General features: G+C 50.4%; 17 protein-coding genes. 16 read left to right on the top strand and 1 reads right to left on the bottom strand.

The features are described 5' to 3' along the window. Positions 1-173 precede the first annotated feature (173 nt). The 3 genes from DFQ00_RS15735 to DFQ00_RS15745 all read left to right on the top strand — a co-directional run bounded on the left by DFQ00_RS15735 (position 174) and on the right by DFQ00_RS15745 (position 2,131). Positions 174-1,370 carry a GTP-binding protein gene (locus DFQ00_RS15735; RefSeq protein WP_110897432.1) on the top strand — a complete coding sequence of 399 codons (1,197 nt, stop codon included), beginning with the start codon at positions 174-176 and terminating at the stop codon, positions 1,368-1,370. A gap of 107 nt (positions 1,371-1,477) precedes the next feature. After that, complete coding sequence (gene rpsN / locus DFQ00_RS15740; protein ID WP_110897433.1) at positions 1,478-1,747, top strand: 30S ribosomal protein S14; 270 nt, start codon at positions 1,478-1,480, stop codon at positions 1,745-1,747. A gap of 42 nt (positions 1,748-1,789) precedes the next feature. Next, positions 1,790-2,131, top strand: a complete 342-nt coding sequence (locus DFQ00_RS15745) for a DUF3024 domain-containing protein (RefSeq protein ID WP_110897434.1) — start codon at positions 1,790-1,792, stop codon at positions 2,129-2,131. Between the two features lie 290 nt (positions 2,132-2,421). On the opposite strand, the gene DFQ00_RS15750 is transcribed toward DFQ00_RS15745, so the two are convergent. Next, positions 2,422-3,528 (bottom strand): substrate-binding domain-containing protein, encoded by a 1,107-nt coding sequence (locus tag DFQ00_RS15750; RefSeq protein ID WP_110897435.1) that lies wholly within the window; start codon positions 3,526-3,528, stop codon positions 2,422-2,424. A 327-nt stretch (positions 3,529-3,855) separates the two neighbouring features. Here DFQ00_RS15750 and modA point away from each other — a divergent pair, with 327 nt between their 5' ends. The 13 genes from modA (at position 3,856) to DFQ00_RS15815 (ending at position 13,383) form a co-directional block, all read left to right on the top strand. After that, complete coding sequence (modA, locus tag DFQ00_RS15755; RefSeq protein ID WP_244213862.1) at positions 3,856-4,743, top strand: molybdate ABC transporter substrate-binding protein; 888 nt, start codon at positions 3,856-3,858, stop codon at positions 4,741-4,743. Continuing rightward, complete coding sequence (gene modB / locus DFQ00_RS15760; protein WP_174812156.1) at positions 4,740-5,426, top strand: molybdate ABC transporter permease subunit; 687 nt, start codon at positions 4,740-4,742, stop codon at positions 5,424-5,426. The genes modA and modB overlap by 4 nt, the downstream gene beginning before the upstream one ends. Positions 5,427-5,671: 245 nt before the next feature. Beyond that, entirely contained in the window at positions 5,672-6,004 is a 333-nt protein-coding gene (locus DFQ00_RS15765) for a hypothetical protein (RefSeq protein ID WP_110897436.1), read from the top strand. 318 nt (positions 6,005-6,322) lie between these two features. Then, a complete protein-coding gene (locus DFQ00_RS15770; RefSeq protein ID WP_110897437.1) occupies positions 6,323-7,162 on the top strand; it encodes a transporter substrate-binding domain-containing protein in 840 nt (279 codons plus the stop codon). 38 nt (positions 7,163-7,200) lie between these two features. Then, positions 7,201-7,947: an amino acid ABC transporter permease gene (locus tag DFQ00_RS15775; RefSeq protein WP_110897438.1), complete on the top strand. Its 747-nt coding sequence runs from the start codon at positions 7,201-7,203 to the stop codon at positions 7,945-7,947. Between the two features lie 4 nt (positions 7,948-7,951). After that, a complete protein-coding gene (locus DFQ00_RS15780) occupies positions 7,952-8,662 on the top strand; it encodes an amino acid ABC transporter permease (protein ID WP_110897439.1) in 711 nt (236 codons plus the stop codon). Beyond that, positions 8,659-9,411 carry an amino acid ABC transporter ATP-binding protein gene (locus tag DFQ00_RS15785; RefSeq protein WP_110897440.1) on the top strand — a complete coding sequence of 251 codons (753 nt, stop codon included), beginning with the start codon at positions 8,659-8,661 and terminating at the stop codon, positions 9,409-9,411. The genes DFQ00_RS15780 and DFQ00_RS15785 overlap by 4 nt, the downstream gene beginning before the upstream one ends. A 147-nt stretch (positions 9,412-9,558) precedes the next feature. Next, positions 9,559-9,846, top strand: a complete 288-nt coding sequence (locus DFQ00_RS15790) for a nucleoside-diphosphate sugar epimerase (RefSeq protein ID WP_110897441.1) — start codon at positions 9,559-9,561, stop codon at positions 9,844-9,846. Between the two features lie 23 nt (positions 9,847-9,869). Further along, positions 9,870-10,208, top strand: coding sequence for an alpha-helical endospore appendage domain-containing protein (locus DFQ00_RS15795; protein ID WP_110897442.1), 339 nt, complete (start codon positions 9,870-9,872; stop codon positions 10,206-10,208). Next, positions 10,205-10,504 (top strand): hypothetical protein, encoded by a 300-nt coding sequence (locus DFQ00_RS15800; protein WP_110897443.1) that lies wholly within the window; start codon positions 10,205-10,207, stop codon positions 10,502-10,504. Before DFQ00_RS15795 ends, DFQ00_RS15800 begins: the two co-directional genes overlap by 4 nt. Before the next feature lies 1 nt (position 10,505). Further along, the gene (locus DFQ00_RS15805; RefSeq protein WP_110897444.1) at positions 10,506-10,844 is read left to right on the top strand and encodes a hypothetical protein; all 339 of its coding nucleotides are present in this window, start codon (positions 10,506-10,508) and stop codon (positions 10,842-10,844) included. A 288-nt stretch (positions 10,845-11,132) separates the two neighbouring features. Continuing rightward, positions 11,133-12,179 carry a CgeB family protein gene (locus DFQ00_RS15810; protein ID WP_110897484.1) on the top strand — a complete coding sequence of 349 codons (1,047 nt, stop codon included), beginning with the start codon at positions 11,133-11,135 and terminating at the stop codon, positions 12,177-12,179. Positions 12,180-12,243: 64 nt separating this feature from the next. Then, positions 12,244-13,383: a CgeB family protein gene (locus DFQ00_RS15815; RefSeq protein ID WP_244213863.1), complete on the top strand. Its 1,140-nt coding sequence runs from the start codon at positions 12,244-12,246 to the stop codon at positions 13,381-13,383. Positions 13,384-13,430: the final 47 nt, after the last annotated feature.

Consider the following 13,430-nt stretch of genomic DNA (forward strand, 5'->3'; position numbering starts at 1 on the left):
ATGCGAATATGCGGGGAGAAATCGTAAGCCTTTTTACATTTTTTTGTGTGGCTGGAATGAAAAAAGATTTGACAATGGCGTCAAACAGGATTATATTCATTGTTGTTAATCGTAAATATTACTATTAAAGCTCATCAATCAGATGAACTGTATCTATAAGGAGTCGACTTTTTATGACACAAAAGCAAATACCGGTGACCGTTCTTAGCGGTTACCTTGGATCAGGTAAAACAACGGTTCTGAATCATGTGCTGCACAATCGGCAAGGGTTGAAGGTCGCTGTGATTGTAAACGACATGAGTGAGGTCAACATTGACGCGGCGATGGTAAAAGGTGAGGCAACGCTCTCGCGTACAGAGGAGAAGCTGGTGGAGATGTCCAACGGCTGTATCTGCTGCACGCTGCGGGATGATCTGATGCAGGAGATTGAGAAGCTGGTGAACGAGGGCAAGTACGACTACATCCTGATTGAATCGACGGGCATCAGTGAACCTGTTCCGGTGGCACAGACGTTTACATATGCCGATGAAGAAACGGGCATTGATCTGACTCGTCTGGCGAAGCTGGATTGTCTCGTCACGGTTGTTGACGCCAATCGGTTCTGGCATGACTATGCTTCTGGACAGAGCCTGCTGGATCGGAATCAGGCGACCGGGGAGGAAGATACCCGTGATGTTGTGGACCTGCTCATTGACCAGATTGAAACCTGTGATGTGCTGCTGCTGAACAAATGTGATCTGGTGGAAGAGGCAGAATTGCTGAAGCTGGAGGGCATTATCCGTAAGCTGCAGCCGAGTGCGAAGATTATTCGCACGGTCAACGGACAGGTGAATCCGGTGGAAATTTTGAACACAGGCCGGTTTGATTTTGAGAAGGTGAGCATGTCGGCTGGCTGGATACAGGAGCTTGAGAAGGAATCTCATACGCCAGAGACCGAGGAATACGGTATTGGGTCGTTTGTGTACCGACGCAGAAAGCCATTCCATCCTTCCCGTCTGGCTGAGTTCATGAGTTATTGGCCGGAAGAGGTTGTTCGTGCCAAAGGCCTGGTGTGGCTTGCCGCAGAAGGAGATGTGGCTGCCAGTCTGAGCCAGGCAGGGCCATCCATTCAATTCGGACCTGCGGGGCATTGGGTTGCTGCACTGCCGGAAGCCGATAAAGAAGAAATTTTGCGGACCGAGCCGGATGTGCTTGCCAAATGGGACGCTCAGTGGGGCGATCGCCAAACGGAGCTGGTGATGATCGGCATTGATATGGAGCGTTCCATCATCGAGGATGAACTGGATCAATGTCTGCTCAGCGATGAGGAGATGCTGGCGGATTGGGGACATTTTGAGAATCCGCTGCCGTGGCCTGTAGAAGCAATGTAATGCACGACCACGCTGGACGCAGACAGTAAATTTGCCCGGAACGGTTGAAGTGATAGGGATACATTGATTGAAAGATGACAAATTAAACGATAGAGGAGCTGGAGAAGTTGGCTAAAAAATCAAAGGTTGTACGTGAAAAGCAGCGTCAGGCCATTGTGGCAAAGTATGCGGAGCTGCGCCGGGAGCTCAAGGAAAAGGGAGATTATGAGGCATTGCAGAAGCTGCCCCGTAACTCTTCACCAACGAGATTGAAAAATCGCTGTGAAGTGACAGGCCGCCCGCGCGGATATTTGCGCAAATTCAAAGTATCCCGGATCAAATTCCGTGAGCTGGCTCATCAAGGCCAGATCCCGGGTGTGACTAAATCCAGCTGGTAAGCTGAGCGGGTTCCATTTTTTCGATAAGGGGGCGGATCTTCCATGTTGGATGTGTTTACACAGCGGCGGATTGAATCTCTGATGAATGGTTATGTGCATGAGAAAGTACCGGCACAGCTGCGTACGATGGTGAAGCTAACGTACGAGCTGAAGGAAAATGAGCTGATTCTTACCGAAGAGCGCCCAAGAGGACAGCGGTATCAGTGGGAGCGGATGCCGATTGCGCGTTTCTACTGGGAAGGTGACCAGTGGAAGGTATACGCCAGTGATGATTACTCAAGCTGGAGTCCTGTGGAGGTCATTGTGCCGTGTCCCGATTTTGAAGATGTGCTGGAGCAGGTGGAGAGGGATGAGTCCGGGGTATTCTGGCGTGAGCGTGACTGAAAACATAATATGGGTGCGTCTGGTCAAGGAACGGAGATGACTGGAAAATCACACATTTTGATTCGATGAGGACCGTATTTGTGAACAACGATATGGGTCCTCTTTTTGTTATGCCGCGGAAGTCGGCGCATACATATACATACAGAGCTCCAAAGGTGTTAGAAGCTGAAACAGGTATGAAGAAGGAGAGAAGTGGTGCCAGCAGATGGTGGGGTAGAGTAACACGATGATGAAAGGTCGCCACTTCCACTTCACACACACCTTCAAACGTTACTTGAGCTTATTCATCGCTATGCCTCGTATATAATCTCGCCCGTACGGGATACATCGTATCCTTCGAAGGCTCGCAATTCCTGCTGGAACTCTGGAGATTGCAGGATACGGAGCACAGACTCGATCCAGGCCTCGTTGCCCTGTTTTCGCAGCATAACCAGGTCGTAGCGCTCTTGAACGAGCGGGATAAAATCGACCTGTCCCACAAGACGGGCGGCTTTTTCAATGCCGACGCCAACATCGGCTTCGCCGGAGCTGACTTTGGCTGCGACGCCCATATGGCTTGTTTCCTCCATATCATACCCGAGCAGCCGGGAAGATGAAATTCCGTTCAGCCGTAGCTGCTCATCCAGCAGCACCCGGGCTCCCGACCCCTTTTCACGATTGGCGAGGCGGAGCCCCGGCTGTTTGAAATCTGTCCAGTCATTTAACTGGTGAGGATTACCTCGCGGGACGTACAGGCCGGCAGGGCGGGTGAGCAGATTTACAACGATATAGGACCAGCCTGTTAAAATTTTGCGGATATACGGTAAATTGTACTCTCCAGTATCTCCATCCAGCAGGTGCGTGCTGACCAGATCCGACTCTCCACGGTACATGGAGATCAGACCATCGAGACTGCCCATAAAGGAGCGCAACGGACGGATGTCTCGGGATTGTTTTTCGATATGCCGCATCAGAATATCCAGGCTGACATCCTGACCCGTAATGACCAGATGGCGTGCTGCACTAGCACTGTTCCGTCCGAAACCTGCAGGAGCGTTTGCATATGAATATGAAGCACCTTGTGATGTCGATGCCGCCGCAGTCACAGGTGTTGCTGAATGCTGCACTTCTCCCTGACCAGCCAGCGTATTCGACCCTGAATTTTGTTTATGTACCCCAGGTGGCGCAGCGGCATGCTTCTCCACCGCCACGCCGGTGCCAGCAGACTGATGCGCTGGAGACTGGAGCTGCTTGGAGCGGCGTTTGTAGGCTTCCAGATCTGTGGCATCAATGCGCATTTGTTTACCTACCCGGTAGGCGACAAGGTCTCCCTTTTTGATCAGGTCATAGACGGTTAGTTTTGATATTTTAAGCAGCTTGGCAATTTCTTCGGTTGTGTAGGATTGCTCCTCCGACATGAATGAAGAACCTCCCTTTATAATATAAGGCCACATAACTTTGGCGTTTCGTCCATTGTATTGATTGCGATTACAATAGAAGATGTTGTAGTCAAAATCTTTTCTACAGCGATTGTTACTGATCCGATGCTGCGGAAGCAGACGTTTCTTGTACTATACCATTATTTAAAGGCATTCATAAACCTGCGCATGATGTAACTACACCGTTCCTGGATCTCTTCAAAAAAATGTACAAGCGCTCGCCTTCCCATTTTATTCGTCTTGTGTATAATTAGTTATAATTAAATATAACTAGTTATATCTAAACATAATATTGGGGGAGAAGTAATGAATAAAAAAATCGGAACCATACTTGGAAGTGTATCACTTGTGTTGGCACTTATGCTGGCTGGCTGCGGGAACAACGGAAGCTCAGCCACAGAGAAGCCAGATGCGTCGTCTGCTGCGAATCAAGCGTCAGCTTCTACACCAGCGGCATCAAGCGAGAGCACATCATCATCAGCAGCAGAGCCGCAGGAAAAAGTAGAGCTAACGATTTCAGCGGCAGCTAGCCTGACCGATGCAATGACAGAGATCAAAACCGGCTATGAGCAGGCACATCCCAACATCAGTCTGAATTTTAACTTTGGGGCTTCGGGTGCATTACAGCAGCAGATCGAACAGGGGGCACCAGCAGATATTTTTGTATCGGCTTCGGCTAAAAATATGAAGGCATTGGTCGATGAACAGCTAATTGCATCCACTGACCAGAGAAATCTGCTGCAAAACTCACTGGTAGCCATTGTGCCTGCAGACGGGACAAGTACAGTGACCAGTGAAAAGGACCTGGCAAGTGATGCCATCAAAACGGTAGCGATTGGCATCCCGGAAAGTGTACCCGCTGGAATGTATGCAAAAGAAGCTCTAACGAATGCGAAGCTGTGGGATCAGCTTGAAAAGAAGCTTGTGCAGGGTAAAGACGTCAGACAGGTGCTGCAATATGTTGAAACAGGCAATGCGGATGCAGGCTTTGTGTACAAAACCGATGCACTGACCTCCAAGCAGGTGAAAATCGCATTTGAAGTTGACAAAAGCAGCTATACCCCCGCTAATTACCCGCTAGGCATTATTGAAGGTACGAAACACCGTACAGAGGCCGAGCAATTCTATGCTTACCTGCAGACACCCGAGGTGCTGGACATTTTCGCTAAATACGGATTCTCGATCCCGCAATGAATATGGGTGCAATCGACTGGTCCGTGTTCTGGCCCCCAGTGCGCTTATCCCTGCAGGTGGCGCTGCTATCAAGTATTGTAGCTTTATTGATTGGAGTAGCTGTTGCCTGGAAGATGTCCCGATCCTCATCTCGCGGTAAAGTGTTTCTGGAGACTCTGCTCATGCTGCCGCTTGTTCTGCCTCCAACGGTGGTTGGTTTCCTGCTCCTCGTTCTGCTGGGCCGTAGAAGTCTGCTCGGTCGCTGGATTGAAGCGATCTTCTCGGCTCCTGTCATTTTTTCCTGGTGGGCCGCTGTCATTGCTTCGATAGTAGTGGCTTTTCCGCTCGTATATCAGACGATGAAGTCGGGCTTTAACGGGGTTGATCGGGATCTGGAAGATGCCGGGCGCTCCATCGGGGCAAATGAATGGCAGGTGTTCCGTTACATTACGTTGCCACTTGCAGGCAGAGCCTTGATGACAGCCTTTATTTTGGGCTTTGCTCGCGCCTTGGGTGAATTCGGTGCAACCTTGATGATTGCGGGTAACATTCCAGGCAAAACACAGACCGTACCGACAGCGATATATGTTGCTGTGGATTCAGGGAATCAGACGATGGCCTGGGCCTGGACCATTTCGATTATCATCATTTCATTTCTAATGTTACTGATGACAAGACAACCGCAAGATAGCAAAACATCATAATTAGATTTACCTGTAACCCGCTTGGAGAACGATTCTCAATTAGCGGGTTTTTATTATGAACCACCTGACATATGTCCTCGGGAGCAATGAAAATGATCATATTGGAAAAGTAAAGCCCTTTTCGCGGAAAAAAAACAAATTTTTTTCCAAATTTCTGCTGTTCGGTACTCGCTTTCATGGGGCTTGTTCCTGTAAAATAGGAGGTAACTGATTCCAGCCAAGCATTGAAATAAGGAGAGACGACGATGAACACTAAACCTGATTGCGACATATCGTTGCAAATTGATGATTATCTGGATCTTTTGCATTTTGCCATCCAAATTCAAGATCAGGAATGGCGCCAGTCCCTTATCCAGCAGCTCAAAATATTTCAAACGGCACCGGAGCAGCAACATACTCCTGAAGAGGAATTGTGGATGAGATTCGATTACATCAACAGTAAATTGACAGGTCTATGTCATCAGATTCATGCCGCGCATTCGGTAGATGAACGCAAGAAGTTTGAAGAGCGAATCGGTGTGTTGCAGTTGCAGCGGGTGGAAGTGGCACGTAAAATCAAATGGGCCAGCCGTAGATAGACGGCACCATCAAACACGAATTCATTTCACCAAATGATCAAGTTTTAGACAACTTCATATGAACGAACAAAGCCATGCTCCTGATGCTGAGGAGGTGGCTTTTTTGCTTGCAGCATAGAGAAGTTCTATTAGCATATTGGAATGTCCTATTAACCGGCATATTGCTCTTAATGAACGGTCAGTGCTATTCTGTGTTCAACCTAATTCCGACTATACAAGTAAGAATGGTTGTTAATATACAATCTGTTTTGAATGGAAGGTCGGGCAGGAGAGAGTCAATATTTTCGCTGTATTTACAGCCTGTGGAGGAGAATGGGTATGGTACAAAAATGGGGGATTCGGAAAGTCCGAGCAGCATTGCTGTTCATCACAATTATGGCGGTACTCGCAGGTTGCAGCTCAGGTACAGCTGGCAAAGATTCGGAAGCTGCGTCTGCAGCAGGCGGCACTCAGGTGAAAAAAATCATTGTAGGAACGGGCACGCAGTTTCCAAACGTGTGCTTTATTGACGATAAGGGCAATTTAACCGGGTACGATGTGGAATTGATCCGCGAGATCGACAAACGCTTGCCGGAATATGAGTTCGAGTTCAGTACGATGGATTTTAAAAATTTGCTGCTGAGCCTTGAAACGAAAAAAATTGATCTGATTGCCCACCAGATGGAAGTGAATGAAGAGAGACAGGCCAAATTCCTGTTTAACGATGAAGCCTATAATATTTTCCCTAATAAAGTGGTGGTAAGCGAGAAAAACGATACGGTGCATTCCATTGACGATCTAAAAGGCAAAAAGCTGATTGTAGGTGCAACCAGCAATGCAGCGGTGCTTGCCGAGAAATGGAATGCGGCTCATGGCAATGCGATCGACATTGTATATTCGGGTGCTGGCGAGGATACGATTACGCAGATCAAAACGGGCCGTGTGGATGCGACCATCAGCACACCGTTTGCGATTGATTATCAGAACAAAGCGGTGGATGCACAGCTGAAAACCGTAGGGGATGCGTTATCCAATTCCAAGGTGTATTTCATCCTCAACAAAGACGAACAGGAGCTCAAAACCAAAATCGACGAAGCGCTCAAATCCATCAAGAAAGATGGCACACTTGCCAAACTGAGCACGGAATGGCTTGGAGCCGACTATACGGTTGAGGAATAGCTCTAATTTTAGATCAAGAGAAAGGTGTGCAAGCGGTCATGGGAAAAGCGTTCGATCTGTCACTTGTTCTGGACTTTGTTCCGGAACTGCTGCGATATCTGCATATTACACTGATCGTGCTCAGCGGCTCTATCGTGCTTGGACTGCTTGGCGGTGTGCTGCTTGCCGTGCCTCGCCTCTACCGGATTCCGGTACTGAGTCAGCTCGCAACCCTGTATATTTCGTTCATGCGGGGAACACCGATTCTGATCAAGCTGTTTCTGGTCTATTACGGTCTGCCGGAACTGCTGAAGCCGCTGGGCATCGACCTGTCCCGAACGGACCCGCTGTTGTTTGTCATCGTGACGTATGCCTTCAGTGATGCAGCATCCTTTGCCGAGATCTTTCGCGGGGCGGTGCGCAGTGTGGATAAAGGTCAGACCGAAGCCGCTTATGCTGCGGGCTTGACTGCATTTCAATCGTTTCGGCGGATTGTGGTGCCGCAGGCGCTGGTTGTTGCTTTTCCCAATATGGCTAATACATTCATCGGTTCGTTGAAGGATACGTCTCTCGCGTTCTCCATCGGTGTTATGGATATGGTGGGCAGAGGACAGACACTGATCTCGGCGACATCGCATGCACTGGAAGTGTATATCAGTCTGTCGATTGTTTATTATGTCATTGTGATCTTGCTTGAAAAAGGGTTTGCCGTGACCGAGCGCAGACTGCAGCGCCATGAACGAAAACAGGCAGTCACGGGCAAGGCAATTCGAGCCGCAGGACGGCTGAAACGAATAGCGGGGTGAGCGTATGTCGATTGATCTGCAGTTTATCTACACCTCTTTTTTCCAGATTTTAAAGGCGCTTCCGCTGACGCTTGTCATTACGATTGTACCGTTAATCGCAGGTTTGGGTATCGGTCTGGTAACAGCGCTTATTCGCATCTACCGTGTGCCCTGGGTGCATCGAATCGCCGCGTTTTACGTCTCCTTTCTACGCGGAACCCCGATGCTGATGCATCTGTTCCTGATCTATTACGGCATTCCCATGATCATCGACCGGCTGGCTGAACGATACGGCTGGGCATTTCAATCGTCCTCGATTCCAATTCTTGTTTTTGTCCTGATTGCTTTCTCGCTCACAGCCGGAGCTTACCTGTCCGAAATTATCCGTTCCGGCATTCTTGCCGTGGACCAGGGGCAGATGGAAGCTGCTCATGCAGTAGGCATGAGCACGTTTCAGGCGCTGCGACGGATTATCATTCCTCAGGCTATAGGCGCTGTGCTACCGAATCTGTGCAGCATGTTTGTCGGCTTCCTGCATGGATCAACGCTTGCTTTCACTGTGTCACAGATGGATATTCTGGGAAAAGCGGACGTCGTTGCTTCCGTAAGCCTGAAATTTCTGGAAGCCTTCATTGCTGCCGCCATCATCTATTGGGGGATCACGGTTATTGCTGAACGTATTACAGCTCTGCTTGAACGCAGAGTGGCTGTATATAATAAAGGAGGCGTGTCATGATTACATTGTCCAACATTCACAAGTCCTTTGGTCCGCAGGAGGTGCTGAAAGGCATAGATCTGACGGTGGATCAGGGAGATGTTGTTGCTATTCTGGGTCCCAGCGGATCAGGGAAAACAACATTGCTTCGCTGTGTGAATTTTCTGGAACGTGCCGATGAGGGGCAGGTTCAGATCAGCGGGCTGACGGTGGACTGCAAGCATGCACGCAAGCATGACATTGTACAATTGAGGCGTAAAACAGCGATGGTGTTCCAGCATTATAATCTGTTCAAGCACAAAACGGTGCTGGAGAATGTAACGGAGGGATTGATTATTGCCCAGAAAAGGTCCAAAGCGGATGCCCGGACCCGGGCGCTTCATGTGCTGGAGCAAGTGGGCTTGTCCGATAAAATTAATGCTTATCCCAGCATGCTGTCTGGCGGACAACAGCAGCGTGTTGGCATCGCCCGGGCACTCGCGCTGAATCCCGAGGTTATCCTGTTTGATGAACCAACATCAGCACTTGATCCCGAGCTTGTTGGCGAGGTGCTTGCTGTGATCCGCAACATTGCGCGGGAAGGCATTACGATGATTGTGGTCACGCATGAGATGGGCTTTGCCCGGGAAGTGGCCAATCGGGTTGTTTTTATGGATGGTGGCAGTGTTGTAGAGGAAGGAGCTCCGGAGGAGGTATTCAGCAGGCCGCAGCAGGAACGTACGCGGCAATTTCTCAGCAGATATTCTTCGGATTGGAGTTATGTCATATAGCGATAGGTTGAGTAATTGAATTTAATGATATAGGCGCAGGCTGTAGTAACTGACGATCCCGGCCCGGCATATGCTGTAACAGGCAAATGCTGATAGGCCGGTTTTTTTCTATGGAGAAGCAGGCCTTAACCCGAAAGGAGGAGCACCATGCAGAGCAAAATAGATGAAATCATTACACATATCGCCCATTCCCATCAGCAGATCGCACGGGTACTGGATGCCAAACGTCAGGTCGCTGTACGCATGTCAGAGATTATCCATCATTTGCCCGATATCGAGCCGGAGCTGGATGGGGTTGAGGGGCTGCTGGACAGTTCGGGGCAGATAAACAAAAGTATCATCTCCTACCTGGGGGGGCTGGCTGACCTGGAAGAAGCTGTGGCCGAGACGCTGACTCAGGTCATGCGGGAGATTGCAGTGCAAGAGGAAGAATAAGCCCGGAAGGCGGGTGATGAAACATGAGCAGAGAACAAAGCCTTATTCTAATGCTGGATGCAGCCGCCAAAATGCAGTGGAACATTGCACTGATTCTGGAGGCAAAGGCGATTGAGGCGGAGAAGGTACGAAACTGGACGCTGAATCACCTGAACGGAGACAGCTTTTTAACCCATGGAGATCAGGTTGGCGAACCGCTGAAAATGCATGAGCAGCTGGTTGAGCTGCTGGAAGGGTTAACCCGCATGGAAACGGGGCTATGCAACAATCTTAAAGCGGTTATGGTCCAGAATGACAGCGAAGATGGCGGCATGGACGGGGGCATGTTTGGCGGCATGGATCTCGGGGATCTGGGAAAATGAGTCTCTTGCAGCGGGAACAGGAGGTCAAACTGGCACTCATTGAATCCATTGCTCACAGTCAGCAGGCCTTGGCCCGTATTCTGGACAGTGTAGCCAGTGTATCGTCTCATTCGGAAGTATCCGCTCGCAGTCTTGCTGAGAATATACGTCTGCTTAGTCGCTATCAGGAAGAGATGTCTCGCATGGTCACAGGCATCAGGCTCTCCCGCATTCGCTATGGAGCGCCCGGTCTGCCTTGGCTCAAAGACCCCGCGTGTGTCATTCGTGCCACCGGGGACCTACAGGAGGAATGCTGATATGTTAAAGAAGAAGTCCAGACTGAAAACAAAGCGGGCTTTGGTGGCTCGTGGTGCCCGCCTGCGTAAAATCCGCAAGCTGCGTGCATTAAAATCGAAACGTGTCGTGCATAAACGTACAGGCAAAGGACGCAGTGCGTGGCTGAAAAAAAAGAAACGCACCGTGCGGCGGCATCACAATGTGAAGGCCGCTCAACCGTTCGTCCCGGCTACCCCTACCGATCCAAACCCCGACAACGCATACAGTCAAGGATACAACGAGGCATACAACGAAGGATTCAACGCGGGTTTCGCCAAGGGTTTCGAGGACGGACACCAATTGGCTTACAAGGCACAGTAGTGCACGTATCGCAGGACTAACATACAGGTAAGAGCTGCAACCCGGGGGACCCTGTCCTCCGGGTTATTCACATAACCGCTGTAGCGGACATGCCCGTGCAGGCGGACATGGAGGGCATGAGCCAATTTTGAGCCTTGCAGGACACCCGTCCATGATGCATCTGACCCCGGGGCATATCCTTTAGAGGGAAGACCAATCTCGTGGAGAGTCCGGCAAGGGGTCTCCTTGAAGGAAGACAGGGTGAAGAATGTGGCAAAACGAAGACACCGTCCGCTGACTGAAGCGGAGATGGCCTACCGCGGCGGATATGCAGAAGGCCGCAGGTTTGGCGGCTGTCAGGCCATCATGGAGCGGGTACAGCCATATGTGCCAGCCGTGCGGGACATGAAGGTGCTCTACATCCCTCAGGGATTCGATGCCATTGATGAGGGTGTCATCTCGGCACTGCAGCAGTCCGTTCGGGAATGCGTTGTCGGATCGCCGGCAGCGATGCTGCAGGAAGCTGGTCAACACCGGCCGGATGTAGTTCTGGTTATGAACGGTCTGCATGTGTTTCCCGAGAATCATCTGGAGCAGGTGAGAGGCATCCGTGAGCTGGGGATTCGGACAGCTGTATGGTTTGTCGATGACCCTTACTTCACAGAGGACACAGCAACCATCTGTCAGCATTATGACATTGTGTTTACACATGAGGAGGCAGCCGTTCCGTTCTACAAAGGGAAAGGTGCACAGCGTGTCATCTACATGCCGCTGGCTGTCAATCCGGGCATGTTTCATCCGCGCCGCACAGATCCGCAGTATCAATACGATATCTGTTTTATCGGCACAGGCTTCTGGAACCGGATTGACCTGTTCAATCAGCTTGCTCCTTATCTGGCAGATAAAAGAGTGTTTATTGCCGGAAGCCAGTGGAGCCGATTGGCCAGGCTGGATGTGCTGGGGCGCTTCATCCACGAAGGATGGATTGATCCGGCGGCAACGGTGGATTATTACAACGGCGCCAAGATTGTCATTAACGTACATCGGACCTGTGAGAACGGGGAGGACAATCGTAATACGCACCAGCTGGAGGGACGCTCGATCAATCCACGCACCTATGAGATCAGCGCTTGTGGCACGATGCAGATTACGGATACTCGCGGAGACCTGCCTCGCTATTACCAACCTGGCTATGACATCGAAACCTTCACGACCGCTGCAGAGCTGCAGCGCAAAATCCAGCATTATCTGCATCATGACCAGGAACGCCAGGCCATGGCTTGGCGCGGCTTGCTGACGACGATGAATCGTCATACATTTAACCGCCGAATCGCCGAGTTGTTAGGACACTTGTAGCTTTCCTTCTGCTCGAAGGAGGGCAACCGGAAACACTTTATCCCAAATAAAAAGGAGTGGCGGTATGTCTCTCAAACACCGTAAAACGAGAAAGCTTCACGCGCCTGTACTCAGTCTGGCTGATCAGGCACGCAAAAACGGGCAGCAGGCCGGATTCGACGCGGGTCAAGAGGAAGGATATTTGCGCGGCCGTGCCAACTATATTGTGAATTGTGCACAGGAGCCGCTGCCCTTCCGGCAGCTGCATGTGCTGTACGTTTCTTCGGGGAAAGGCTTTCCCTACTCCCCGCTGGATGAAGCAATCCTGACTACACTGCAAGGGATGGTCGCTCAGGTGACCTTATCTGATCCACGTCAGCCGGTATCCCAGGTTGCGCTGGAAGTACGCCCTGATCTGGTGCTGGTGCTGGATGGCATGGATATTCCGATCGAGCATATTGATGCGATACGCCAAGCGGGGATTCAGACAGCGATCTGGCTGACGGATGACCCGTATTATACCGATATGACGCTGGAGATTGTGAAGCATTTTGACCATGTATTCACGCTGGAGCTGAACTGCGTGGAGCTATATCGCCAGCATGGCTGTGCGTCTGTGCATTATATGCCTTTTGCCGCTTTTACCAACCACTACTTTCCGATTACTACGCCTTCCCCGCTGAAGCGGGATGTCAGCTTTATCGGCTCAGCCTACTGGAATCGCGTGTATTTCTTCAACCCGATCATGCCTCAGCTGATGTCACACAACACGGTATTTAACGGCATCTGGTGGGACCGTCTGCCAGACTATACAGCCTATGGAGAGAAGATTGAGCTGGGCCGCTGGATGAGTCCACAGGAGACCAATGATGTATACAACGGCACCAAAATTGTGATTAACCTGCATCGTTCCCACGAGGATGATTCGGTCAACAACAACCAGGTCAAAATTCCACCAGCCTCACCGAACCCGAGAACATTCGAAATTGCTGCGAGCACAACATTACAGCTGACCGATGCACGGGATGATCTGGCTCGTTTCTACAAACCGGGCGTGGAGATCGAGACGTATTCTTCACCACAGGAGATGATGGAGAAGGTGGAGTATTACCTTGCACATGAGAAGGAGCGGCGCGAAATTGCCCTGAGAGGACTGGAGCGGACGCTGAAAGATCACACGTATGGCAGACGTTTAAACGAAATGTTGAGCATTATATTCTCTTAATCTCGGCCAGGAGGAGGTGTGCACAGGACCCTGTATCGGCTTGTCTG

The sequence above is a fragment of the Paenibacillus barcinonensis genome (assembly GCF_003217495.1).
Classification (GTDB): domain Bacteria; phylum Bacillota; class Bacilli; order Paenibacillales; family Paenibacillaceae; genus Paenibacillus; species Paenibacillus barcinonensis.

Bases quoted from the DNA above. Each gene is read 5' to 3' on its own strand.
- DFQ00_RS15735 (WP_110897432.1), top strand. From the start codon at position 174: ATGACACAAAAGCAAATACCGGTGACCGTTCTTAGCGGTTACCTTGGA.
- DFQ00_RS15745 (WP_110897434.1), top strand. From the start codon at position 1,790: ATGTTGGATGTGTTTACACAGCGGCGGATTGAATCTCTGATGAATGGT.
- DFQ00_RS15750 (WP_110897435.1), bottom strand. From the start codon at position 3,528: ATGTCGGAGGAGCAATCCTACACAACCGAAGAAATTGCCAAGCTGCTT.
- modA (WP_244213862.1), top strand. From the start codon at position 3,856: ATGAATAAAAAAATCGGAACCATACTTGGAAGTGTATCACTTGTGTTG.
- modB (WP_174812156.1), top strand. From the start codon at position 4,740: ATGAATATGGGTGCAATCGACTGGTCCGTGTTCTGGCCCCCAGTGCGC.
- DFQ00_RS15765 (WP_110897436.1), top strand. From the start codon at position 5,672: ATGAACACTAAACCTGATTGCGACATATCGTTGCAAATTGATGATTAT.
- DFQ00_RS15770 (WP_110897437.1), top strand. From the start codon at position 6,323: ATGGTACAAAAATGGGGGATTCGGAAAGTCCGAGCAGCATTGCTGTTC.
- DFQ00_RS15775 (WP_110897438.1), top strand. From the start codon at position 7,201: ATGGGAAAAGCGTTCGATCTGTCACTTGTTCTGGACTTTGTTCCGGAA.
- DFQ00_RS15780 (WP_110897439.1), top strand. From the start codon at position 7,952: ATGTCGATTGATCTGCAGTTTATCTACACCTCTTTTTTCCAGATTTTA.
- DFQ00_RS15785 (WP_110897440.1), top strand. From the start codon at position 8,659: ATGATTACATTGTCCAACATTCACAAGTCCTTTGGTCCGCAGGAGGTG.
- DFQ00_RS15790 (WP_110897441.1), top strand. From the start codon at position 9,559: ATGCAGAGCAAAATAGATGAAATCATTACACATATCGCCCATTCCCAT.
- DFQ00_RS15795 (WP_110897442.1), top strand. From the start codon at position 9,870: ATGAGCAGAGAACAAAGCCTTATTCTAATGCTGGATGCAGCCGCCAAA.
- DFQ00_RS15800 (WP_110897443.1), top strand. From the start codon at position 10,205: ATGAGTCTCTTGCAGCGGGAACAGGAGGTCAAACTGGCACTCATTGAA.
- DFQ00_RS15805 (WP_110897444.1), top strand. From the start codon at position 10,506: ATGTTAAAGAAGAAGTCCAGACTGAAAACAAAGCGGGCTTTGGTGGCT.
- DFQ00_RS15810 (WP_110897484.1), top strand. From the start codon at position 11,133: ATGGCCTACCGCGGCGGATATGCAGAAGGCCGCAGGTTTGGCGGCTGT.
- DFQ00_RS15815 (WP_244213863.1), top strand. From the start codon at position 12,244: ATGTCTCTCAAACACCGTAAAACGAGAAAGCTTCACGCGCCTGTACTC.